The 23,446-nt window shown below is 67.4% G+C and carries 24 protein-coding genes; 15 read left to right on the top strand and 9 right to left on the bottom strand.

The features are described 5' to 3' along the window. Positions 1-56: 56 nt before the first annotated feature. The 5 genes from mdh to AB5S17_RS18380 form a co-directional block, all read right to left on the bottom strand. Entirely contained in the window at positions 57-1,019 is a 963-nt protein-coding gene (gene mdh / locus AB5S17_RS18360; protein ID WP_369242070.1) for a malate dehydrogenase, read from the bottom strand. A 347-nt stretch (positions 1,020-1,366) separates the two neighbouring features. Beyond that, positions 1,367-1,771: a helix-turn-helix domain-containing protein gene (locus AB5S17_RS18365; RefSeq protein ID WP_369242072.1), complete on the bottom strand. Its 405-nt coding sequence runs from the start codon at positions 1,769-1,771 to the stop codon at positions 1,367-1,369. Further along, on the bottom strand, positions 1,768-2,310 hold the full coding sequence (locus AB5S17_RS18370; protein WP_369242074.1) for a Smr/MutS family protein: 543 nt from the start codon (positions 2,308-2,310) through the stop codon (positions 1,768-1,770). The genes AB5S17_RS18365 and AB5S17_RS18370 overlap by 4 nt, the downstream gene beginning before the upstream one ends. Then, entirely contained in the window at positions 2,307-3,410 is a 1,104-nt protein-coding gene (locus AB5S17_RS18375; protein ID WP_369242076.1) for a murein transglycosylase A, read from the bottom strand. The genes AB5S17_RS18370 and AB5S17_RS18375 overlap by 4 nt, the downstream gene beginning before the upstream one ends. Before the next feature lie 19 nt (positions 3,411-3,429). Continuing rightward, positions 3,430-4,146, bottom strand: coding sequence for a Tim44/TimA family putative adaptor protein (locus AB5S17_RS18380; RefSeq protein ID WP_369242078.1), 717 nt, complete (start codon positions 4,144-4,146; stop codon positions 3,430-3,432). Positions 4,147-4,359: 213 nt separating this feature from the next. Between AB5S17_RS18380 and AB5S17_RS18385 the strand changes: the two genes are divergently transcribed. The 4 genes from AB5S17_RS18385 (at position 4,360) to AB5S17_RS18400 (ending at position 8,908) form a co-directional block, all read left to right on the top strand. Next, positions 4,360-4,899 carry an FxsA family protein gene (locus AB5S17_RS18385; protein ID WP_369242080.1) on the top strand — a complete coding sequence of 180 codons (540 nt, stop codon included), beginning with the start codon at positions 4,360-4,362 and terminating at the stop codon, positions 4,897-4,899. Positions 4,900-5,093: 194 nt separating this feature from the next. Then, the gene (secB, locus tag AB5S17_RS18390; protein WP_369242082.1) at positions 5,094-5,603 is read left to right on the top strand and encodes a protein-export chaperone SecB; all 510 of its coding nucleotides are present in this window, start codon (positions 5,094-5,096) and stop codon (positions 5,601-5,603) included. 261 nt (positions 5,604-5,864) lie between these two features. Further along, positions 5,865-7,496, top strand: coding sequence for a phospholipase C (locus tag AB5S17_RS18395; protein WP_369242084.1), 1,632 nt, complete (start codon positions 5,865-5,867; stop codon positions 7,494-7,496). Positions 7,497-7,516: 20 nt separating this feature from the next. Further along, entirely contained in the window at positions 7,517-8,908 is a 1,392-nt protein-coding gene (locus AB5S17_RS18400) for a cytochrome c peroxidase (RefSeq protein WP_369242086.1), read from the top strand. A gap of 49 nt (positions 8,909-8,957) precedes the next feature. On the opposite strand, the gene dnaQ is transcribed toward AB5S17_RS18400, so the two are convergent. Then, positions 8,958-9,689 carry a DNA polymerase III subunit epsilon gene (gene dnaQ, locus AB5S17_RS18405; protein ID WP_369242088.1) on the bottom strand — a complete coding sequence of 244 codons (732 nt, stop codon included), beginning with the start codon at positions 9,687-9,689 and terminating at the stop codon, positions 8,958-8,960. A gap of 188 nt (positions 9,690-9,877) precedes the next feature. Here dnaQ and AB5S17_RS18410 point away from each other — a divergent pair, with 188 nt between their 5' ends. The 7 genes from AB5S17_RS18410 (at position 9,878) to sbmA (ending at position 15,655) form a co-directional block, all read left to right on the top strand. Further along, entirely contained in the window at positions 9,878-10,435 is a 558-nt protein-coding gene (locus tag AB5S17_RS18410) for a Uma2 family endonuclease (protein ID WP_369242090.1), read from the top strand. Positions 10,436-10,474: 39 nt separating this feature from the next. Continuing rightward, a complete protein-coding gene (locus AB5S17_RS18415) occupies positions 10,475-11,035 on the top strand; it encodes a Uma2 family endonuclease (protein WP_369242092.1) in 561 nt (186 codons plus the stop codon). Positions 11,036-11,090: 55 nt separating this feature from the next. After that, a complete protein-coding gene (locus AB5S17_RS18420) occupies positions 11,091-11,651 on the top strand; it encodes a Uma2 family endonuclease (protein WP_369242094.1) in 561 nt (186 codons plus the stop codon). A gap of 472 nt (positions 11,652-12,123) precedes the next feature. Then, entirely contained in the window at positions 12,124-12,912 is a 789-nt protein-coding gene (hisF, locus tag AB5S17_RS18425; protein WP_369242096.1) for an imidazole glycerol phosphate synthase subunit HisF, read from the top strand. A gap of 50 nt (positions 12,913-12,962) precedes the next feature. Beyond that, positions 12,963-13,286, top strand: a complete 324-nt coding sequence (locus AB5S17_RS18430; protein WP_369242098.1) for a phosphoribosyl-ATP diphosphatase — start codon at positions 12,963-12,965, stop codon at positions 13,284-13,286. Then, positions 13,283-14,254, top strand: coding sequence for a type I pantothenate kinase (gene coaA, locus AB5S17_RS18435; RefSeq protein WP_369242100.1), 972 nt, complete (start codon positions 13,283-13,285; stop codon positions 14,252-14,254). Before AB5S17_RS18430 ends, coaA begins: the two co-directional genes overlap by 4 nt. A 144-nt stretch (positions 14,255-14,398) precedes the next feature. Then, complete coding sequence (gene sbmA, locus AB5S17_RS18440) at positions 14,399-15,655, top strand: peptide antibiotic transporter SbmA (RefSeq protein WP_369242102.1); 1,257 nt, start codon at positions 14,399-14,401, stop codon at positions 15,653-15,655. A gap of 42 nt (positions 15,656-15,697) precedes the next feature. On the opposite strand, the gene AB5S17_RS18445 is transcribed toward sbmA, so the two are convergent. Next, positions 15,698-17,683 carry an MDR family MFS transporter gene (locus AB5S17_RS18445; protein WP_369242104.1) on the bottom strand — a complete coding sequence of 662 codons (1,986 nt, stop codon included), beginning with the start codon at positions 17,681-17,683 and terminating at the stop codon, positions 15,698-15,700. Between the two features lie 433 nt (positions 17,684-18,116). Here AB5S17_RS18445 and AB5S17_RS18450 point away from each other — a divergent pair, with 433 nt between their 5' ends. The 4 genes from AB5S17_RS18450 to AB5S17_RS18465 all read left to right on the top strand — a co-directional run bounded on the left by AB5S17_RS18450 (position 18,117) and on the right by AB5S17_RS18465 (position 20,413). Next, positions 18,117-18,638 (top strand): fasciclin domain-containing protein, encoded by a 522-nt coding sequence (locus AB5S17_RS18450; RefSeq protein WP_369242362.1) that lies wholly within the window; start codon positions 18,117-18,119, stop codon positions 18,636-18,638. A 260-nt stretch (positions 18,639-18,898) separates the two neighbouring features. After that, positions 18,899-19,411 (top strand): peptide-methionine (R)-S-oxide reductase MsrB, encoded by a 513-nt coding sequence (gene msrB / locus AB5S17_RS18455; RefSeq protein ID WP_369242106.1) that lies wholly within the window; start codon positions 18,899-18,901, stop codon positions 19,409-19,411. Positions 19,412-19,687: 276 nt separating this feature from the next. Further along, positions 19,688-20,122 (top strand): Hsp20 family protein, encoded by a 435-nt coding sequence (locus AB5S17_RS18460; protein WP_369242364.1) that lies wholly within the window; start codon positions 19,688-19,690, stop codon positions 20,120-20,122. Between the two features lie 36 nt (positions 20,123-20,158). After that, positions 20,159-20,413, top strand: a complete 255-nt coding sequence (locus AB5S17_RS18465; RefSeq protein WP_369242108.1) for a DUF1150 family protein — start codon at positions 20,159-20,161, stop codon at positions 20,411-20,413. Between the two features lie 152 nt (positions 20,414-20,565). Here the strand turns inward: AB5S17_RS18465 and AB5S17_RS18470 are convergent, their stop codons facing one another. Next, positions 20,566-21,264, bottom strand: coding sequence for an Isoquinoline 1-oxidoreductase subunit (locus AB5S17_RS18470; protein WP_369242110.1), 699 nt, complete (start codon positions 21,262-21,264; stop codon positions 20,566-20,568). A 20-nt stretch (positions 21,265-21,284) separates the two neighbouring features. After that, a complete protein-coding gene (locus AB5S17_RS18475; RefSeq protein WP_369242112.1) occupies positions 21,285-23,444 on the bottom strand; it encodes a molybdopterin cofactor-binding domain-containing protein in 2,160 nt (719 codons plus the stop codon). Positions 23,445-23,446 lie beyond the last annotated feature (2 nt).

Below are 23,446 nucleotides of genomic sequence, written 5' to 3' on the forward strand. Positions count from 1 at the left end.
CTCGAGAGGCTCGGGAATAAGGAGCGGGCCGCTCGATCGAGCGGCCCGGGAGAGGCTTACTTCAGGTTCGGCGCGATGCCCTGACAGGCTTCCATCAGGCCCTTGACCGAGCCGACGGACTTGTCGAACTGCGCCCGTTCGTCGGCATCGAGGTCGATCTCGATGACGCGCTCGACGCCCTCCGCACCGATGACGCAGGGAACGCCCACATACATGTCCTTCAGGCCGTACTCGCCCTTCAGGGCGGCCGCACAGGGCAGGACGCGCTTCTTGTCCTTCAGATAGGCTTCGGCCATCTGGATCGCCGAGGCGGCCGGCGCGTAGTAGGCCGAGCCGGTCTTCAAGAGGCCGACGATCTCGGCACCGCCGTCGCGGGTGCGCTGGATGATCTCGCCGAGACGCTCGTTCGAGCACCAGCCCATCTTGACGAGGTCTGTGAGCGGGATGCCGGCGACCGTCGAATAGCGCGGCAGCGGCACCATGGTGTCGCCGTGGCCGCCGAGCACGAAGGCGGTGACGTCCTCGACCGACACCTTGAATTCCTCGGCGAGGAAGGTGCGGAAGCGCGAGGAATCGAGCACGCCGGCCATGCCGACGACCTTGGCCTTGGGCAGGCCGGAGAACTTCTGCAGCGCCCAGACCATGGCGTCGAGCGGGTTGGTGATGCAGATCACGAAGGCGTTCGGCGCGTATTTGGCGATGCCGGCGCCGACCTGCTCCATCACCTTCAGATTGGTGCCGAGAAGGTCGTCGCGGCTCATGCCGGGCTTGCGCGGCACGCCGGCGGTGACGATGCACACGTCCGCGCCCTCGATGGCGGAATAGTCGTTGGCGCCGGACAGGCTGGCGTTGAAGCCCTCGACCGGTCCGGATTCGGCGATGTCCAGCGCCTTGCCCTGCGGCGTGCCCTCGGAGATATCGAAGAGGACGATGTCGCCGAGTTCCTTCAGGCTGGCGAGATGGGCGAGGGTGCCGCCGATCATGCCCGAGCCGATGAGTGCGATCTTGCTACGCGCCAAGGTGTCTTTCCTCCGTCAACTGCGGCCGCGTCGCGGCCGGGGGCCGGGCGGCGTCCAGGATTTCGCAGATGCAGCAAATTCGAGCACCGGCCCGTCTCGCCGAATCCAACCCGGCCGGCAAGGCCGCAGCGATCCTGTCGCAGGCTTTCCCGACAACCGGATGAAGCCGCGATGAGGCTGTTTGCGCTGCAACGGTGCCACCGTCGCGGGCTGGCTTAGACCCGTTGTCCCCGGCTTGCAACATTCAAAAAGCGGGGTCAGGAAATCCAATCGGTTAGATTATTTTGCTCTTACGTAAACGTAAATCGAAGCTGTCGATGGCGGCTGCAAGGCGGCCCCGCATGTTCTCACCTTCGGCTGCGTTCCCGTCGCAGGCGTTGCGCCGCCTCGGCCCGCGCGCCGGCGGCTTCGACCTCGGCGAGCAGCCGGCGGATGTCGTCGGGATGGAGAATGGCGATCGTCTCGGCCAGGCGATTGGCGAGCGCCGTCGCCTCCGGACCGAGACCGGCGGTCTCGACGGTCACCTTCGGGTGCGAGATTTCGGCGAGGCGCTCCAGTTCCTCGGCGTCGTCCCAGATCACGTTGAGATAGCCGATGATGCGCTGCAGGAGATCCCAGGTCGGGCGACCGCGGCGGCCGTGCTCGAGCGCCGAGAGATAGGCGCTGGAGACGTTCAGCGCGGCGGCCATGTCGCGCTGGGTGACGCCCTTTTCCTTGCGCAGCGCCCGCACGCGTTCGCCGAACGGCGTCATAGGCGCTTGCGGACGCGCACATAGAGCGCGCCCTCCCCGCCGTGATGCCGCTCGGCACTGTCGAAGCCGGAGACGAGGGGGCGGAATTCGTTGCCGGAAAACCACTGCGGCACGACGCGCCGCAGCACGCCGCGCGAGCCGAAGGCCGAGCCGCGCCCTGTGATCACCAGGACATGGCGAAGCCCCATCGCCTGTGCCTGCCGGAGGAAGCCGATCAGCGCGTCGTGGGCGCGCGCCTGGGTCATCTCGTGCAGGTCGATCCTCGCCTCGATCGCCAGGCGCCCCTTGGCGATCTTGCGCCGCGTCGGCCGCTCGATCGGATGCTGCGTCAGGCTCCGGCGCGCCCGCTCCGCCGCCGGGGAGACAGGCTGCTCGGCCGGCGCCGGAAGCCTGCCCTCGGCAAGCGTGGGCTTGGCCGCCGGCGCTTGCGGCGGCTTCGGCACCGGCGGATGGGCTTTCCCTTGCAGCGGCGTCGCCGAACGCGCGACCTCGGCCCAGACGCGCGCGTCGTCGGCCGACAGGCCGCGGCGCCTCCTCATCGCGCCAGCCTCTCCGCCAGAGCCGGCGGCAGCAGGACGACGAAGTCGGCGGCGTGGCGAACACGGCCGGCGACGGCGCCGGCGGCAGCGCCCGAGCCGATGAAGATGTCGGCCCGTGCGGGACCGAGGATGGCCGAGCCTGTGTCCTGCGCGATCATCAGTCGGCGGAAGGCCTTCCCCTCGATGACGAGGTCCGGCGTCGAGATGAAATAGGGAATGCCGTAGGTCGCCAGCAGCCGGTCGACCGCAATCGAGGCGAGCGGCGTCAGCGGCACCTTGGCGGCGCCGACGGGACCCAGATCCGCGTCCGCGACCGGAAATTCCGAGAAGAAGATGAAGGAACGGTTGCGGTTCAAGAGCGCCCGCACCCGGTCCGGATGCGCGCCGAGCCAGGCGCGGATGCCGTCCATGTCGGCCTGCTCCCGCGTCAGCTCGCCCGTCTCGACCAGGATGCGGCCGACCGCGGTGAAGGGATGGCCGGTCTTGGCGGCGTAGCCGACCCGCATGTCGCGGCCGGCCGGAAGGCGCAGGCGGGCCGATCCCTGGACATGGATGAAGAACGCCTCGACCGGATCGTCCAGCCAGGCGAGTTCGAGGCCGCGCCCGGCCAGAAACCCTGCCTCGATCGCGGCGCGGTCTGGGTACTCGGCGAGGCTGCCGTCCGGCAGGCGGCGGGCGAAGCGGAAGTCGTGGTCGAGGCCCGCCGGCCGGTTCGTGTCGTCGACCTTCACGAGATCGTCCGGAACGCCGTAGAGCGGAAAGCGGAAACGCTGGGTGCGCACCGGCGAGGCCTCGACCACCGGCTCGTAATAGGCCGTGACGAAGCCGGTCCCCCGGGCGTCGCCCGGGTGGATGCGCATGGGCACGAAATGCTTTTCGAAGAAGCCGCGTGCCTCCGCGGGTTCCATCGCATCGCTGCCCGCAAGGGCCGCCTCCGCCGCCGCGCCGAAGGCGGCGGGATCGATGCCGAGTTCGCCCCGCGGAAACGCGCCGCCGCTTAGGCGGCGGGCGCTGCGCACGAAGGCCTCGAGCGCCAGCCGATGATCCGCCTCGGCCCAACCGGGCAGATCGGCAAAGCTCAAACGCTCGAAGACGGCCATGGTCGCGATCGCTTCGGTATCAGCTCTCTTCGGATTCGGTGCCGACGAGTTTCCAGTTCGGATCGCGCGAACGGGTATCGCGGGCGAAGGTCCAGATGTCGCGCACTTCGACGACCGTCTCCGGGTCGCCGTCGAGCACCGCGCCGGATGCGTCCTGCACGGACGAGATCAGCTGCGAGACGATGAGGACTGTCACCAGCGCCTCGCGGTCCTTCAGCTCGGCCGAGATGATCGCCGCATCGTCGATCCCGATAAAGGAGGACTGCATCCGCTGGCCGAGCCGCTCGCGCTCGGCGATGGCCCGTTCGAAGCCGTCGTAGACCTCCGCGGACAGAAGGTTCTTCAGAAGCTGCCGGTCGCCGTCGGCAAAGCCGTTGACGATCATCTCGTAGGCGACCTTGGCGCCTTCCAGGAACTCGCCGGGCTCGAAGTTCGGATCGGCGTCGCGGATGCGCCGCAGTTCCACGTTCAGGGCGGAGCCGGGCTTGGCCACCTTGTCGACCGCCTCGTAGGAGACGCGGGCATAGCCCTCGCCCTCCTCGGACCCGCGCCGCTGCGGCAGCGTCACGACATTGCCGTTGGCGCCGTTGCCGGCCACCTCTTCGCGCGGCCGCTCGGGGCGCGAATAGGGGTCGAAGGGCGGCCGCTCATGGCCCGTCCTGCGGCCCAGCACGTTGCGCAGCTGGAACAGGACGATCGCCGCGAGCACTATGAAGAAGATCGTCCCGAAACTCATCGCGCGTCGTCACCTCGAACCGTCATTTCGCTCTGCAACCGACTTTCATATAGAGGTCGGTCGCGGCGCATTCAAATGCGCTTCGGGGATGCCTATCTACTTGACGCAGCATTCCTGGCGACATCCGTACCACCTGCTCGGGGCCGCCACCAAGAGGCCCGGGCGATTTCCCGGTGGAGCGGCTGCCGGTAAAGGAAACGGAGACGACCGTCCATGCCCTTCGCGCTTATCCCGTTCGCGCTCCTGCTCGTCCCGGTGCTCGAAATCGCGGTGTTCATCCTCGTCGGCCATCTCATCGGGCTGTGGCCGACGCTCGGCCTGGTCATCCTGACAGCCGCCATCGGTTCGGCGCTGCTGCGCCGCCAGGGCCTGGGAACGCTGGGGCGGATCCAGGCGGAGATCGCCGCGGGGCGTCTGCCCGGCCGCGAGCTCGTTCACGGCGTGATGATCGCGGTCGCCGGCGTCCTGCTGCTGACGCCCGGCCTCGTCACCGACACGCTCGGCTTCCTCCTCTTCGTGCCCGCCGTCCGCCAGGCGGTCTGGTCCGCCCTGAAGAGCCGCATGACGGTCGTGACGAGCAGCGGCTTCCGCGCCGCCGCGGGGGGCACCTCGACGGGGCCGCAGCCGCGCCGCTCGGGCCCGGACGTGGTCGACCTGTCGGGCGACGACTACCATCGCCACCCCGACCCGCAGTCGCCCTGGAACCGTGGCGCGTCCGGTCCTGACATCCCGCCGGACCGGACGCTGCACTGACCGGTCCAGCCGATCGGCCGAGAGCGCTGGGCGCTTGCGCCTTGTGGTGACGCCGCGTCGCATGGTAGCGCTCGCCGCGAAAGCGGGGCGCCGGGTCCCGTCGCGGTTCCGCGCGCTCCGGCAGATCCGCGAAGCGCCCGCCTCTTCGGGCCGTCGCCAGCCAGGCAGAGACAAGCCAAGCAGAAAGGTCGATCATGTCGCAAACGAGCGAAGCGAACGGCGCCAATGGCGCGGATGAGAACGCCGACGGCGCACAGCCGACGATCAACATCCTGACGCAGTACATCAAGGACCTCTCCTTCGAGGCTCCGAACGCGCCGGGCATTCTCCGCGGCCAGCCGCGCGGCCCGTCGATCAACATCGGCGTCAATGTCGGCGCCAACGCCCTCAACGATGCCGACGGCGACTTCGACGTCCGCCTGACGCTGAACGCCAGCGCCGGCGAAGGCGCCGACCGGCTGTTCCATGTCGAGCTCGAATATGGCGGCGTCTTCCGGCTGCAGAACTTCCCGCAGGAGCATCTCCTGCCGATGCTGTTCATCGAGTGCCCGCGCCTGCTGTTCCCCTTCGCGCGCCAGGTGATCGCCGACGTCACCCGCAATGGCGGCTTCCCGCCGCTGATGATCGACCCGATCGACTTCGCCAAGCTGTTCCAGCAGCGCATGGCCGAGGAACAGGCGCGTCAGCAGGTGCAGACTAGCTGAGGCTCTTCCGCCGTTCCGACGACGGACAACCCGAATATGCAGAAGGCCGATGCGATCCCGTCGCATCGGCCTTTTTCTTTTGCCGGGCAGGTACCGTGGCAACGGGATTCCGCCGGCTACTCTCAACGACCTAGAATCATTAATCTTCCGTAAGGTTTCGCCGTGCGGCAGCCGCTGCAACGCAAGTGTCATGCGCAGTTGCTACCCCGCCTCCTGCAGCCCATTCTAGGCTTCCGGCAACCATCCGAAGGAAACTCCATCATGGCTCGTGCTTCGCGCAGTGTGGCAGCGCTGGCGTCCGGCGTCGCGGCGCTCACCCTCTCCGGCAGCGCCCTTGCGGCCAACAGCTCCGCCGACACCTCGACCCCGATCAAGCACCTGGTCGTGATCTTCCAGGAGAACGTCTCCTTCGACCATTACTTCGCCACCTATCCGCACGCGACCAATCCGGACGGCGAGCCGACGTTCACCGCGGCGAAGGGCACGCCCGGCCTGTCCGGCAACGACAGCGTCGACACGCTCGAGCATGCGAACCTGATCAAGAGCAATCCGAACAAGACCAACGCGAAGAACGGCCCGGATGCGGCCCTGCCCTTCCGGCTCGATCGCAGCCAGGCGGCGACCGCCGACCAGAACCACGGCTACACTGCCGAGCAGGCCGCCTTCGACGGCTTCAAGATGGACCTTTTCCCGCTCGAGACCGGCAAGGGCTCGAAGGGCGGCGCCGGCACCTTTTCCACCAAGGGCCAGGTGATGGGCTACTATGACGGCAACACCGTCACGGCGCTCTGGAACTACGCCCAGAACTTCGCCATGAGCGACAGGTCCTTCTCGACCACCTTCGGCCCGTCGACGCCCGGCGCGATCAACCTGATCTCCGGCCAGACCAACGGCATGATCCTGCCGAAGGGCTACACGACGGACAAGGACGGCAGCTATGACGGCGGCCGCGTCGTGCCCGACGGCCAGGGCAACTGGACGATGATTTCCGATCTCGACCCGACCGGCGACGTCTGCTCCAAGGGCAAGACCGCGATGATGTCCGGCAAGAACATCGGCGATCTGCTTAATGCGAAGAACATCAGCTGGGGCTTCTTCGAGGGCGGCTTCGACCTGACCGCGAAGAATCCGAACGGCACCACCGGCTGCGCCCGCTCGACCAAGTCCGACGTCACCAAGGTGACCGAGGTCGACTACATCCCGCACCACCAGCCGTTCCAGTACTACGCCTCGACCGCCAATCCCGAGCACAAGCGGCCGTCCTCGGTCGACGCGATCGGCACCAGCCACGACGGCGGCGCCAACCACCAGTACGACATGACCGACTTCTATGCCGCGCTGAAGGCCGGCAACCTGCCGACGGTGAGCTTCCTGAAGGCCGCCGGCTACCAGGACGGCCATGCCGGCTATTCCGACCCGCTGGACGAGCAGACCTTCGTCACCCATGCGGTCAACGCCATCGAGAGCTCTCCCGACTGGAAGGACACTGCGATCGTGATCCTCTGGGACGATTCCGACGGCTGGTACGATCACGCCCATGCGGTGGTGAACCCGTCGGCGACGCCCGGCTTCGACGTTCTCGACGGCGACCATTGCGGCACAGGCACGCCGCTGGACGGCGTCGCCGGCAAGCCGGTGAACGGGCGCTGCGGCTACGGCACCCGCCAGCCGCTGCTGGTCGTCTCGCCCTATGCCAGGAAGAACTATGTCGACCACACGCTGACCGACCAGACCTCGGTGATCGCCTTCGTCGAGGACAACTGGCTCGGCGGCGAGCGCATCGGTCAGGGCTCGTTCGACGCCAAGGCCGGCAAGCTCGACGGCATGTTCGACTGGAAGAACGCCCGCAGCGACAAGCTGATCCTCGATCCCTCGACCGGCGAGCCGAAGTAAGGCCTCGACGCGAGACACCGATGAGGCGCCCGATCCTTCTCGGCGCAGCCGCCGCGCTCGTGAGCCTGACGTTCACGGGCGCGGCGCTGCGGTCAAGCGCGGCCACGGCTTCGCCGGAGCCCCGTCCGGCTCAGCCACCCGGAGCGCAGCCGCTGAGCGCCGTGGCGCGTCTCGGACGCACGATGTTCTTCGATCCGGCGCTGTCGGCGTCCGGAAGGCAGGCCTGTTCCAGCTGCCACGACCCGGCCCATGCCTATGGGCCGGCCAACGACCGGCCGGTGGAGATCGGCGGCCCGCACCTCGATCGGCCGGGCATCCGCGCGACGCCCTCGCTCACCTACATGAACCTGACGCCGCCCTTTTCGGTCGGTCCGGAACCGGCGAGCGAAGTGGAAGGCGCCGGCGGCGCCGTGACCTCGGCCGCCGACAGACCGACCGCGCCGCGCGTCGGCCCGCTGTCCGGCACACCGACGGCCGGCGGCAAGGCCAATTCCAGCGCGGCGGACATGGTGCCGCAAGGCGCCTTCTTCTGGGATGGGCGCGCCGACACGCTGGAGGAACAGCCGCAGGGCCCGCTGATGTCGCCCTTCGAGATGGCCAATGCCTCGCCGGCCGCCTTCCTCGCCAAGCTCGAGCAGCGCCCCTATGCGAAGACCTTCAAGCAGCTCTTCGGCGACACCGTCTTCGACGATCCGGGCCAGGCCTTCGACGAGGCCTCCTTCGCACTCGCGCGCTTCGAGTTCGAGGATGTCAGCTTCCACCCGTTCACCAGCAAGTACGACGCCTATCTGCGGGGCGAGGCGAAGCTGACGCCGCAGGAGGCCCGCGGCCTGACGCTGTTCGACGACGAGAAGAAGGGCGACTGCGCCGCCTGCCATCTCGACACGGTGGCGCCGGACGGCACGATGCCGGCCTTCACCGACTACGAATTCGAGGCGCTCGGCGTGCCGCGCAATCCGAAGATCCCGGCCAATGCCGATCCGAACTACCACGACCTCGGCATCTGCGGGCCGATGCGCCACGACATCTATGCGAAGCAGCCGGCCAATTGCGGGCTGTTCAAGACGCCGACCCTGCGCAATGTCGCGCTCCGCCACGTCTTCTTCCACAACGGCGTCTACACCCGTCTCGCCGACGTCGTCCGCTTCTACATGGACCGTGAGACGCGGCCGGAAGCGGTCTATCCGAAGCGCGCCGACGGCAGCGTCGCCCGCTATGACGACCTGCCGAAGCAGTACTGGCCGAATCTCGACCGGATCGACCCGCCGCTCGACGCAAAGCGCGGCGACAGGCCGGCCCTGACGGAGCAGGAGATCGCCGACGTCGTCGCCTTCCTGAAGACGCTGACCGACGGCTACAGGGCTCGGACGCCGCCTGGTTCGGCGCCGGCAGCAGCATCCGCGCGGCGATAGCGCCTGCAATTAAGCCGTCTCCGTCGGGGCCTCCTGCCCCAGCGGTCGTTCACCCCGCCTCGGCGGCCGCAGCTTCCGGCGCCGCCCGATGCAGATAGCGCCACCAGACGGCATCCTCGCCCAGCGTCTCGACGAAGGCGCGGTGCGCGGCGATCTCGGACTGCGTCAGGCGTGGCGGCAGCGGCACCGGGCGCGGGCCGACGCGCACCGCCTCGCCCTCGCCGCCCTCTCGTCCCCCGCCGGTCTCGACGCTGAGGCCGAGCGCCGCCTGACGGCCCCCGATCAGCTCGATATAGACATGCGCCAGGAGCTCGGAATCGAGCAGCGCCCCATGCTTGTCGCGCCGCGAGGTGTCGATCGAGAAACGCGAGCAGAGCGCGTCGAGCGTCGCCGGCGCCATCGGGAACTTGCGCCGCGCCATCGGCAGGGTGTCGACGACGAGGCCGGGATCGATCGGCGGCTGGCCGATCCGCGATAGTTCGGCGTTCAGGAACTGGATGTCGAAGGCGGCATTGTGGGCGATCAGCCGGGCCCCCGAGAAGAACGCCAGGAACTCGTCGGCGATCTCGGAAAACAGCGGCTTGTCCGCCAGGAACTCGTCCGAGATGCCGTGCACGTCGAAGGCGGCGGGATCGACTTTGCGGCCGGCCGGCCGGATGAAGACGTGATAGGTCTTGCCGGTCGGAATGTGGTTCCAGAGTTCGACGCCGCCGATCTCGATCACCCGCTCGACCGAGGGGTCGAGGCCGGTGGTTTCGGTGTCGAAGACGATCTCGCGCATGGTTGCCGCTCCCTGCCGCCGCCATCCGTCGCAAAATCGTGACGGCCGATCAAGGGCCGGCGGAGCGGTCGCCCCGTCGTTCCACAAGCGACTGCGATCGACTATGTTCGTCCCCAGTGCTGGAAAGTGCCCCGCGTCCGGACCGAGAGGACGACCGGGTACGGAGGATCTCTTCTGGAGGAGCCGCGATGAACGTCCAGGCACCCGCCATCCGCACCGTCGATGACTTCCTGCGCTGGAACGAGGGACGGGAGGGACGGCGCGAGTTCGTGAGGGGGAGGATCGTCGAGATGATGACGGGCGGCACCCGACGGCATGCCAAGATGATGCTGCGGCTCGCCACGGCTCTGCAATCGATGCTTCCTGAGAGATTCTCCGTGACCGCCGCCGATTATGCGGTGCGCACGCCGCTCGGGGTAAGATATCCCGACGTCTTGGTCGAGCCAGACGACGAGGGTGATGACCGGAGTCTAGCGACCAATAGAGCCCTTTTCGTCGCCGAGATCCTGTCGCCCTCCTCCCTCGCCACCGATTTCGGCGAGAAGGCACAGGAGTACACGGCGCTCGATACGCTGCGGCACTACCTCGTCCTCTCGCAAGACGAGCCGCGCGCCTGGCTCTGGTCGCGCGGCGACGACGGCGCCTTCGGGAAGCCGGAGATGATCGCCGGCGCGGACGAGGTGCTGGATCTGTCCGGCCTCGGGATCCGCCTTCCGCTCGCCGGCATCTATCGCGGCATCGTCTAAGCGTGCGTCATCTTCCCGCCTCTCCGGAAAGGACAGTTGATGAACGTTCAGGCACCCGCGATCCGTACCGCCGACGACTTCCTGCGCTGGAACGAGGGCCGCGAAGGAAGGCGTGAATTCGTCGGAGGAAGGATCATCGAGATGATGACGGGCGGCACGCAGCGGCATGCCGAACTGATGATGCAGTTGGGCTTTCTGCTGAAGTCGCTGCTCGATCCCTCGCGCTATGTCGTCACCGGGGCCGACTATGCAGTCCGGACGCCGTTCGGCGTGCGCTACCCGGATGTCCTCGTCACGCCTCGGGGCGGCGACAGCAGTCAGAGCCTCGCGACCGGCCAGTCCCTGCTCATCGCCGAGATCCTCTCCCCCTCATCCCTCGCCGCCGACTTCGGCGAGAAGGCACAGGAGTACACGGCGCTGGGCACATTGCGGCACTACCTCGTCCTCTCGCAGGACGAGCCGCGCGTCTGGCTCTGGTCGCGCGGCGACGATGGCACCTTCGGGAAGCCGGAGATGATCACCGGCGCGGACGAGGTTCTGGAACTGCCCGGCCTCGGCCTTCGAATGCCCCTCGACGACATCTATCGAGGCATCGTCTAGCGATGGCGGCCATAGTCCTTGATCCGAAAGGCGTCGAGCAGAAGGGAGGCCTGTCGTGAACATCCATGCGCCTGCGGTGAAGACCGTCGACGACTTCCTGGATTGGGCCGGTACGCAAGACGGTCGGTTCGAGTTCGTCCGAGGAAGGATCGTCGAATTGGTCAGAGTGTCGAGAAACCATGCCCGTCTGGCGTCGAAGCTGCTCATGACGCTCGGCAACCGGCTCGATCTCGATCGCTACGACGTCGGTGCTGCCGAGTTCGCGGTCCGCACGCGGTCCGGCGTCCGCTTCCCCGACGTGTTCGTGGATCGGGTCAACGCGAACACCGCGGGACAGGACCTGATCGCGCGCGAGCTGGTTCTTGCGGCGGAGATCCTGTCGCCTTCTTCCCGCACCACCGACCTCGGAGAAAAGGCTCAGGAGTACACAGAGATCAGGACCCTCCTCCACTACCTCGTCCTCTCGCAGGACGAGCCGCGCGTCTGGCTCTGGTCGCGCGGCGACGATGGCACCTTTGGCAAGCCGGAGATGATCACCGGCGCAGACGAGGTGCTGGATCTGTCCGGCTTCGAGATCAGCATTCCTCTTGCCGAACTCTATCGTGGCATCGCATAAGCGGCCATGTCTTCAGATCGCGCCGCGCCTAAGCCGGAGGAGCTTGGCTTTGAGTTGGGAATATCGTTCAGCCTAACGGCTGATCTATCAGTAGAAGATCAGCGGATCTCACAATCCGCACGTCGCACGAAAGACGTCGTTTATATAGCGTTCACTGATGGTGTAGCACTGAAAGTCGGAGAAACACGCAACAGCGTGACAGCCAGATGGTTGCCCATCATCGGAATGCTGGGACTGACATCCAAAAGAACGCTCAAAAAGAACGAATTGCGTGATCAGTCTGCCCTCCGCGATGCTACGAAAGGAAAGACAGTCGAGGTCTGGTTCAAGCGGCCGACTCGGCTCACCCTCGCATATGAAGGAGGAAACCTTAGGCAGTGCATGGTTTCCAGATATGCGGAAGAGGCTCTCCTTTGTCATGTATTTCGCCCCCTTTTCGGAAAACATCATTCCGTGAGGGAGGAGTAACGAGATGACCCTCAAGGCCCGCATCATCCCCTGCCTCGACGTCAAGGACGGCCGCGTGGTCAAGGGCGTCAACTTCGAGGGCCTGGTCGACGCCGGCGATCCGGTGGAGGCCGCCAAGGCCTACGATGCGGCAGGGGCGGACGAGCTCTGCTTCCTCGACATCACCGCCTCCTCCGACGAGCGCGAGACGATTTTCGACGTCGTCGCCCGCACCGCCGAGCAGTGCTTCATGCCGGTCACCGTCGGCGGCGGCGTGAGAGCCATCCAGGACGTGCGCAGGCTCCTGCTCGCCGGCGCCGACAAGGTGTCGATCAACACCGCCGCGGTGAAGCGGCCGGAATTCGTCGCCGAGGCCGCCGACAAGTTCGGCGACCAGTGCATCGTCGTCGCCATCGACGCGCGCCGTGTCGCAGCTTCCGGGAATGCCGAACCCCGCTGGGAGATCTTCACCCATGGCGGGCGCAGCGCGACCGGCATCGACGCCGTCGACTTCGCCCGCCGCGTCGTGGCGCTCGGCGCCGGCGAAATCCTTCTGACCTCGATGGACCGCGACGGCACCAAGGCCGGCTTCGACATCGACCTCACCCGGGCCGTGGCGGACGCCGTTTCGGTGCCGGTGATCGCCTCCGGCGGCGTCGGCACGCTCGATCATCTCGCCGCCGGCATCCGCGAGGGCCATGCCGCCGCCGTGCTCGCCGCCTCGATCTTCCATTTCGGAACCTTTACGATCGGTGAGGCAAAGGCGCATATGGCCGCGGCCGGAATTCCCATGCGGCTCGACAAGGCAGCCTGAGGGCTCCGCCAGGCCGGCGCTGCGCCCGCGCCGACAGACCGGAAGGCATCATGACTGACTTCACCCTCGCCGATCTCGAAACGATCGTCGCCGCGCGCGCAAGCTCCGGCGATGCGGCCTCCTACACCGCCAAGCTGGCCCGCAAGGGGGTCGCGCACGTCGCGAAGAAGCTCGGCGAGGAGGCGACCGAAGTCGTGATCGCCGCCGTGTCGGAGGATAGCGACCGCATGACCTCGGAAACGGCGGACCTGCTCTACCATCTCCTCGTCGCGCTGCACCTGCGGCAGGTCCCGCTCTCGGCGGTCATGGCGGAGCTCGGACGGCGCACCGCCCAGACCGGCCTCGAGGAGAAGGCCGGCCGCGGCGCGTCATGAACGGCGTGATGGATCAGCTGGCGCCGGCGAAATACTCGCCCTACCGCGTCTTCTCCGCCGAGGAATGGGCGAAGTTCCGCGCCGACACGCCGCTGACCCTCGGCGAGGACGAGGTCCAGCGGCTGCGCTCGCTCGGCGACCCGATCGATCTCGAGGAAGTCGCGCGCATCTATCTCGCGGTCTCGCGCCTCATTTCGGCGCATGTGGAATCCTCGCAGCTCCTGTTCCGCCAGCGCCAGCGCTTTCTCTCCGGCAACGGCGCCGGGCAGAAGACACCCTTCATCATCGGCATCGCCGGATCGGTGGCCGTCGGCAAATCCACGACCGCGCGCATCCTGAAGGAGCTTCTCGCCCGCTGGCCGTCCTCGCCGAAGGTCGACCTCGTCACCACCGACGGCTTCCTCTTTCCCAACGCCGTGCTCCAGGCGGAGGGGCTGATGCAGCGCAAGGGCTTCCCGGAAAGCTACGATGTCGGCGCGATCCTGCGCTTCCTCTCCGACATCAAGGCCGGGCGGCCGAAGGTGGAGGCGCCGGTCTATTCGCACTTCGTCTACGACGTGGTGCCGGGCGAAACGGTCGTCGTCGACCGGCCGGACATCCTGATCTTCGAGGGGCTGAACGTGCTGCAGGTGCGCGAGATGCCGCGGGACGGCAAGGCGATCCCCTTCGTCTCCGACTTCTTCGACATCTCGATCTACATCGACGCCGAAGAGGCCGCGATCCGGCGCTGGTACATCGATCGCTTCATGAGCTTGCGCGCGACCGCGTTCCGCAAGGAGGGCTCGTTCTTCCACCGCTACTCCAAGGTCACAGACGAGGAGGCGCTGGAGATCGCCAACGGCCTGTGGACCGAGATCAACGCGAAGAACCTGCACGAGAACATCCTGCCGACGCGCCCGCGCGCCGACCTGATCCTGCGCAAGGGCGACAACCACCGGATCGAACAGGTGGCGCTGCGCAAGCTTTGAGGCCCGCGGCGAAACCCCGACGCATTACGCAGATTTCATAGCGCCTTTCGCCGCCGCAGCGTTTAGATAGCGCCGATTTTGCGAGCGGTCCGACGCACGGGATGCGAGTGCCGGGCTGCGGACGCCCCTGACAAGGACCTGGTCTTGTTCGTCTCCTTCTTCCCGAAGCCGAAGCTGTTCTTCATCTCCGTCGTCCTCTGGACGGCCATCGCGATCGGGCTGTGGTACACGGTGGGCGAAAGGCTCGGCGCGGATCTCGGCATGCCGCCCTTCGCGCCGGGGCTGGAGCCGGTGATCGGCATCCAGCTGTTCTGGACGACGCCGTTCCTCTGGTTCTACATCTACTTCGCTGCCTTCGTCGGCGCCTTCTACGCCTTCTGGCGGCTCTATTCGCCGCATCCCTGGCTGAACTGGTCGATCCTCGGCTCTGCGCTGATCCTCTTCACCATCTATTTCCAGGTCCAGGTGAGCGTTGCAGTCAACGCCTGGTACGGCCCGTTCTACGACCTGATCCAGGCGGCGCTCTCCAAGACCAAGCCGGTGACGGTGGGGGCGTTCTACGCCGAGATGCTGACCTTCGCCGGTCTGGCGCTGGTCGGCGTGACGGTCAGCGTCCTCACCAACTTCTTCGTAAGCCACTACATCTTCCGCTGGCGCACGGCGATGAACAACTTCTACATGTCGCACTGGGGCAAGCTTCGCCGCATCGAAGGCGCGTCGCAGCGCGTCCAGGAGGACACGATGCGGTTCTCCACCACGACCGAGGACCTCGGCACCAGCCTCGTCCAATCGGTGATGACGCTGATCGCCTTCCTCCCCGTGCTGCTCGTTCTCTCGAAGAACATCACCCGGCTGCCGCTGGTCGGCGACGTGCCCTATGCCCTGGTAATCGCGGCGATCGTCTGGGCGGCGTTCGGCACCAGCCTTCTGGCGATCATCGGCATCAAGCTGCCGGGGCTGGAGTTCCGCAACCAGCGTGTCGAGGCGGCCTACCGCAAGGAACTGGTCTACGGCGAGGACGACGCCTCCCGGGCGCAGCCACCGACCGTCGCCGAACTCTTCACCAATGTGCGCCGCAACTACTTCCGGCTCTATTTCCACTACATGTATTTCAACGTCGCGCGCTTCGGCTATCTGCAGACCGACGCCGTCTTCCCGATGATCATCCTCGCCCCGACGATCGCCGCCGGCGCGATCACGCTCGGCGCGATGAACCAGATCCTCAACGCCTTCGGCGAGGTCCGCTCGTCGTTCCAGTATCTCGTCAACTCCTGGACGACGATCGTCGAGCTCCTGTCGATCTACAAGCGCTTGCGCGGCTTCGAGGCGGCGATCTACGACGAGCCGCTGCCGGAGATCGACCAGCGCTGGCTGGCCCGGCAGGGCAGCGCGGCGGAGTAGCGCTGCGGTCGCGTGGCTACGCCCATCGGCACCGGCACGGCCTCATGTCGTGCGCAGGGACGGCGGGTCGGAGAGCAGCGTGCGCGCCAGACGGTCGAGCAGCGCCTGGACCTCGGCATGACTGTCGGGATCCCAGCGCTCCAGGAGACGGGAGAGCCGCGCGCGCCGGGCCTTGGCGAGCCGATCGAAGGTCTGCCGGCCTTCCTTCGACGGCAAGAGCCGGTTCTCGCCGGCATCGTGGACGAGCGCCCCGGCTCGCAGGCGCCCGAAGAGGCTGTCGATCCGCTCCTCCGGTATCTTGAAGCGAGCGGCCATCTCCTGCGGGGCGAGCGGACGGTCGGCGAGGCACAGCTGGACGAGCAGCCAGATCGCGTCCGGCTCCAGATCGACATCCGCATCGTTGGCCGCGCGCTGATAGATGGTCCAGCGCTTCTCCGGCCGCTCCAGCTGCGAAACGATGCTGGCGAGTTCCTCGAGCGACGTTGCGTCGTGCGGCATTGCCAGGCTCTCGCCGATCGTCTCCTCGCGCACGACGGCCCGCAGCGGCACCTCTTCGATCAGCCAGGTCAGGGCGAAGCCGAGAAGGGCGACGCCGGCCGCCGCCCAGAAGACCGGATGCAGAGCGCCGACGAACGCGTCGAGATAAGCCGCCCGGGCGGCCGGTGAAAGCGCCGCGATGGCCGCGGGATCATGCGCGGCGATAAGCGTTCCAGGCCCAGTCTGGCCCAGTCGGCTGGCGAGGTCTCCGGCGAAGATCGCGCCGAACAGCGAGACGCCGACCGAGCCGCCGATCGAGCGGAACAGCGTCGTCCCCGAGGTCGCTACGCCGAGATGCCGGTAGTCGACGGCGTTCTGCACCGCCAGCACCAGCACCTGCATGACCATCCCGAGGCCGATGCCGAGGACCAGCATGTAGGCCGAGGCGGTCCAGGCGGCGGTCTGCGTTCCGAGCGTCGCCAGAAGCGCGAGCGCGACGGTCGTCAGCGCGGTGCCGGCAATCGGGAAGAACCGGTAGCGGCCGATGCGGCTGATGATCCGTCCGCTGATGATCGAGGAGACCAGCAGCCCCGCCATCATTGGCGTCATCTGCATGCCGGCATGAGCCGGGCTGGCGCCGCGCACGACCTGCAGGAAGAGCGGCATGTAGGTGACCGAGCCGAACATCGCGAGACCGACGATGAAGCCGACTGCGCAGCAGGCGGCAAAGACCCGGTTGCCGAAGAGTTCCAGCGGCAGGATCGGCTCGGCCGCCCGCTGCTCCGCGACCACGAAGCCGCCGATCGCGGCGATCGTCGCCGCGGCCAGTGCGAGCATCGGGGCGGAGGTCCAGGCAAAGGTGTGCCCGCCGAGGCTGGTGAGCAGCACCAGGGCCGTCAGCGCCACCGCCAGGAGCACCGCGCCGCCGACGTCGATCCGCGGCCGCCGCCGCTGGCCGGGCGCGCGCAGGGCCCAGCCGATCACCGCCACCGCCAGGATGCCGAGCGGCAGGTTGACGTAGAAGATCCAGCGCCAGGAGAGGTGCTCGACGAAGAAGCCGCCGATCAGCGGTCCGAGCACGGTGGACAGGCCGAAGACACCGCCGAACAGGCCTTGGTAGCGGCCGCGCTCGCGCGGCGGAATGATGTCGCCGACGACGGCCATGGTGGTGACCATCAAACCGCCGCCGCCGATCCCCTGGACGGCGCGAAAGGCGATCAGCTGCCCCATCGACGCGCTGAGCCCGCAGAGCGCCGATCCCGCGAGGAACAGGACGATCGCGGTCTGCAGGACGATCTTGCGCCCGAGAACGTCGCCGAGCTTGCCGTAGAGCGGCGTGACGATCGTCGTCGCGAGGAGATAGCCCGTCACGATCCACGACAGGTGCTCCAGCCCGCCGAGCTCGCCGACGATCGTCGGCAGTGCGGTGGAGACGATCGTCTGGTCGAGGGAGGCGAGCAGCATCACCAGCATCAGCGCCCCGAATACGGTGCGCACGGGCTGCGGCGGGAGGGGCGCCTGCGGCGCGGTCGAGGGAGCTGGTTGCGGCATCGATCGAACGTCCTTTACGCCCGCGGAAAGCTGCTGCGGGCGGCATGCAAAGCTTTGGAGCAAGCGAGGGACGAACGTTCCGGCGCCGGGCTTGATCCGTCGCGGCAGCCGATCGGCCCGCACCGGGCCGCTGCGAGGCTCGCCCGGATCGTCCCTCGCAATCCGCCGACCCGGTCGCTCAAAGGCGGGCGACTGCGGCCGGCAGGTCGATCGGTGCCGCCGGGCGATGAACAAAGCGTGATGTCCGCCCGGCCATCCCGGCGGAAGCCGCCTCCGTATCTGCGCCATCCTCCTGGCCGGGAGGGCCTGAATCAGACCACACAGGGAGAATGACATGATCAACGCATTCACGCGCGCAGGCGCATTCGCCGCCTGCCTCGCCGTCGGCGGTCTCGCTCTCGCTCCGGGCGCCTATGCGCAGAACGGGTCGAGCATGTCCTCCGGCTCGATGCAGTCCGGCAAGATGTCCTCGCACATGCCGATGGTCGGCGGCGCGCCGATGAGCCCGAAGAAGACCATCGTCCAGAACGCCTCCAAGGCGAAGAACCTGACGACGCTGGTTGCGGCGGTGAAGGCGGCGGGCCTCGTCAAGACGCTGTCCGGCAAGGGCCCCTTCACCGTCCTTGCGCCCACCAACGCCGCCTTCGACAAGCTGCCGAAGGGTACGGTCAAGACGCTGCTGAAGCCGGAGAACAAGAAGAAGCTGACGAACATCCTGACCTATCACGTGATCCCGGGCACCGAGACCTCCGCGGATCTGATGAAGATGGCCAAGGACAACGGCGGCAGCTACACGGTGAAGACCGTCGAGGGCGAACCGCTGACCTTCAAGATGGACGGCGGCAACCTCGTCGTCATCGACGCGTCCGGCGGTGGCGCGACCATCACCCAGGCCGACGTCATGCAGTCGAACGGCGTCGTCCACGTCATCGATTCGGTGCTGATGCCGAAGTGACGCCGTCCGGCGCGGCCAAAGTCTTCGCGTGCCGCAGCTGAACCTGCTCCGTGCCGGCCTGCCGGCGCGGGGCTTCGGGCATTTTCGGGTCCCGCAGCTGTCGGAAGGGTCGGCCAGACCTCATTTGTTCGTGATCGCGCGTTCGAAACGCTGCTCTCGCCACGAAGTAGGAGACAGTGCGGTAGACGCAGCCGCGCGTTGAACGGGGGATCGCCCGGGCGTGAGTGATCGCGGGCCGGGCTTCACAAGGAGATATCGAGATGCACAGACGTGGCTTTCTAGCGAGCGGTGTCGCGGCCCTGGCGGCGGCAGCGGGCGCCGGGGGCGGCCTCCTCCTGCAATCGCGCGGCGCCCGGGCGAAGGAGAGCTTCCCGGTGGAGATGAGCGAGGCCGAGTGGAAGAAGAAGCTGACGCCCGAGGAGTTCGCGGTCCTGCGCCGGGCGGCGACCGAGCGGCCGTTTTCCAGCCCGCTGAACCACAACAAGACCGCCGGCCTCTACCACTGTGCCGGCTGCGACACGGCCGTCTATTCCTCGGAGGCCAAGTTCGATTCCGGCACTGGCTGGCCGAGCTTCTTTGAGCCGGTCTCGGAGGATGCCGTCGCCACCAGGTCGGATTATTCGCTGATCGTGCCGCGCACCGAGGTCCACTGCGCGACCTGCGGCGGGCATCTCGGCCATGTCTTCGACGACGGGCCGCCGCCGACCGGCAAGCGCCACTGCATCAACGGCGTCGCGCTGCACTTCAAGCCGGGCGCGACCACGGCGTCCTGACATGGCTCGGCTGTCGCGGCGGCCTGTGCGAGCCCCCCGAGGAGCCACTCTGTCGGCCGGCCTACCTGGCTCGGCCGCAACCGGTTTTCGCGGGTTTGAGGAGGCGGCCGTCTTGGCGGTTTGGAAAGGATTGCGCGCGACCATCGCGGCTTGAGCGAGATCGACGCGGCGGATTGAAGCTTGGGCTCGGCAACGCCATATGATGGTCGGGACGGGGCGGTGCCGCTGACGGGCCGCTCCGCGGAAAGTCGCTTGATCAAGGACTTTGTGAGACCGATGAGTCGTATGACCCCTTTCTCCAGCCCGCTGCTGCTTGGTTTCGACAGCGTCGAGAAGACGCTGGAACGGATCGCCAAGGGCGGCGACGGATATCCGCCCTACAATATCGAGCGGATCCGCCCGAAGCAGGGCGAGGACGGTGCGAACGACCTGATCCGCATAACCTTGGCTGTCGCAGGATTTCAGCCCGAGGATCTCGACGTCACGACCGAGGAAAATCAGCTGATGATCCGCGGCCGCCAGGCCGAGGACGTCGAGCGCGAGTTCCTGCATCGCGGGATCGCCGCGCGGCAGTTCCAGAAGTGCTTCCTTCTGGCCGACGGCATGCGGGTGATCGGCGCACAGCTGAAAAACGGCCTTCTGTTCATCGATCTGGCCAAGCCCGAGCCAGAGCGCGTCGTCAGACGGATCGAGATCGCGGTCAACGAATGACCGGGTTTCGCGTTTGCCTGTCCAAGGAGACGGATTATGAGTGAGAGTATCGTGAACACCATCACCGAGAGCGATCTCGCCGCCATCGGCGAGGGCCATCTCGCCTATCTCAGGCGGATGACCTCGGACGAGATCCGGGCCCGCTTTCCCGCCGCCCAGGCGATCCAGCCGGGGCTGAACCTGTGGGCGCTGTTCTCCGCCGACGGGACGCCGCTCGCGGTCTCGGACGATCGCGGCAGCATTCTCGAGAGCGCGTCCGAGAACGAGCTTCAGACGGTCAGCATCCACTGATCGCGCGGGGCTGGTCCGGTGGCCTTCACCTGACAGCGGCCCGCACCGGTTCGAACCATCAGATCGCAAGCGCCGCAGCCGGGACCCGGCTGCGGCGCTTTTTTTGTTGGTCGATGGTCGATCGGCGCCCGCTTCGCTTCCGCGAGGCGCGCTCAGCTCTGCGGGCAGTGTGCGCCGGTCGCGACCCAGGCCCTGTAGAGATTGCCGAACTCTTCCTGCGTGCCGGGCACCGGCTGGCGTCCCGCACCCGGGTGCCAGCCCCAGGCGACGATGTCGGCATGCGCCATGTGGTCGACGAGCTGCGCCAGCGTCAGGCCGCCATTGCGGTTCTTGTCCTTCAGCTGCCGGCAGATCTGGCCGAGCGTCTTGCCCTGCCAGGCCATCGAGCTCGGCGCGAGCCGCCAGTCCGGGCTGCCCGGGATCGACTTGATCGTTGCCGACTGGGCGACGAGATCGACGTTCTTCTGGCCGTGGCAGGTGTTGCAGGTCATGCCGGGCGCACCGAAATCGGCATCGCCCCGGCGGACCGGCGGCTGGTGGAGGTGCATGTCGTCGCCCTGCAGCGGCGAATTCCCGGCGGGATGGCAGTTCACGCAGCGCGGGTTGAGGATGACCTTGCCGGTCTCTTCGAAGATCGCGATCGAGCGCTCCGTCTCGTCCTTGATGTTGCTGAAGGCAGAGACGGGCTTCAGCGTGTTCGGCTTGGTCTGCGACAGCGGCGCGACCGCCGGCGTCGAGGGCTCCGGTGCCTCTGGCGCGCGGTCCTGGGCGCCGGAGATCGTCGGCACGAGCGCCGCGGCGGCAAAGAACGCGATGCCGGCCGAAAGGCCGGCAAGGGTATGTTTCTTCATCTCGTCTGGTCTCGCTTGGGTTACGCGGTGAGGGCGCTGACGATCGGCAGGCGCCGGACCGGCTGGCCGGTGAGCTTGCGCCAGGCATTGGCAACCGCCGGGCCGATCGGCGGTACGCCCGGCTCCCCGACGCCGGTCGGCGCCTCGCTGGACTTGATGATCGCCACCTCGACGTCCGGCATCTCGTTGATCCTGAGCGAGCGATAGGTGTCGAAGTTCGACTGCACCACCGCGCCGCCCTGGCCGAGGGTGATCTGGTCGAACAGGATGGCACCGAGACCGTAGCCGATGCCGCCCTCCATCTGCGCCTTGATGATGTTCGGGTTGACCGCGACGCCGCAGTCGACCGCGCACCACACCTTGTGCACCCGCGGCATGCCGCCCTCGCCGATCGACACCTCGGCGACTTCCGCGACATAGGTGTTGAAGCTCTTGTGGACGGCGACGCCGCGCTGGCGCCCGTCCGGCGGGGTGGAGCCCCAACCGGCCATCTCCGCCACCTTCTGGAGGACGCCGGCCTCGCGCGGATGGTCCTTCAGGAGCGCCAGGCGTCCCTGCACCGGATCCTTGCCGGCGCGATCCAGAAGCTCGTCGAGGAAGGTCTCCACCGCGAAGCCGGTATGGGTGTGCCCGACCGAGCGCCACCACAGGATCGGCACCTTCAGCTCCGGCTGGTAGCCGACGACGCGAAGATTCGGGATCGCATAGGGCATGTCGGCGGCACCCTCGACAGTGGTCTCGTCGAGATCGCTCTTCTTCATGATCGACTGGCCGGCGATCTTGTGATCCCAGGCGACGATGTTGCCGTCCTTGTCGATCGCGCCCTTGATCGAGTGGACGTAGATCGGGCGGTAGAAGCCACCGCGGATATCGTCCTCGCGCGTCCACATGTGCTTCATCGGGCGCTTCATGCCGGAGGCTTTGAACGCCGCGGCGGCCTCGCGCATGTAGGGCGAGCCGAACTGCGCGCGGCGGCCGAAGGAGCCGCCGGCGAGCTGCATGTTGACGCGCACCTTCGAGGCGTCGACGCCGCACACGTCGGCGATCGCCGCCTTGTCCTGCGTCGGAAACTGCGCGCCGTTGTAGCAGTCGATCGAGCCGTCCTTGGCCTGGATCAGCACCGCGTCGAGCGGCTCCATCGGCGCATGGGCGAGGAAGGGGAAGATCATCTCGGCGTCGAGGCTGGTGATCCCATTGCCGGAGAAGGCGCTGTCGACGTCGCCCTTGTTGGTCGCCTGAAGTCCCTTGGCGGAGAAGCCGCTGCGGTAGTCGGCGTAGATCTCCTCGCTCGACCGGGTCTCGGCATGGGTGAGGTCCCAGTTGATCTTCAGCGCCTCGCGGCCCTTCAGCGCCGCGAAGGTGTTCTCGGCGAACACCGCGACGCCCTGCGGGATCGCCTTCACGTCGACCACGCCCTTGACCTTGCGCGCGGCCGCGTCGTCGAAGCCGCGCACGGTGGCGCCGAAATGGTCAGGATGGGCGACCATCGCGATCAGCATGTCGTCGGCGAGGACGTCGAGCGTGTAGACCGCCTTGCCGTTGGTCTTCTCGTCGGTGTCGATCTTGTGGCGGTCGGTACCGATCAGCGTGAAGTCCTTGGGGTCCTTCAGCTTCACGTCGGACGGCGCGTCCATGGTGGCGGCCTTGTCGGCGAACTCGCCGAAGCCGCCTTCCTTGTTCTTGCCGGCGTGGCGGATGCGGCCCTTCTCGACGGTGATCTCGCTGGCCGGCACGCCCCAGGCGTCCGCCGCGGCGGCGACCAGCATCGCGCGGGCCGTCGCGCCGGCCCTACGCATCTGCTCATAAGACTCCGCGATGGAAGTCGAGCCGCCGGTGCCCTGCAGGCCAAAGGCGAGGTTCTTGTACACCGCGTCGTCCGCCGGCGCCGCCGCGACACGCATCTGCGACCAGTCGGCGTCGAGTTCCTCGGCGACCAGCGTGGTGAGGCCCGTATAGGGCCCCTGGCCCATCTCGATGTGCTTGGAGAGGACGGTCACCGTGCCGTCGGGAGCGACGCGAACGAAGGCGTTGAGGTCCTCGTGCGGCCCCTGGACGCCCTCGGGGGCGCCCTGGATGAGTTCGGCGGCGCGGGCGTGCCGGCCGGCGAGCGCGACGCCGATGACGAGGCCTGTGCCGGCGAGAAAGCCGCGGCGGGTGGTGTTGATGGCCTGGATGCCCATGG

Source organism: Jiella sp. M17.18, from assembly GCF_041027365.1.
Lineage (GTDB): Bacteria > Pseudomonadota > Alphaproteobacteria > Rhizobiales > Rhizobiaceae > VKMB-3413.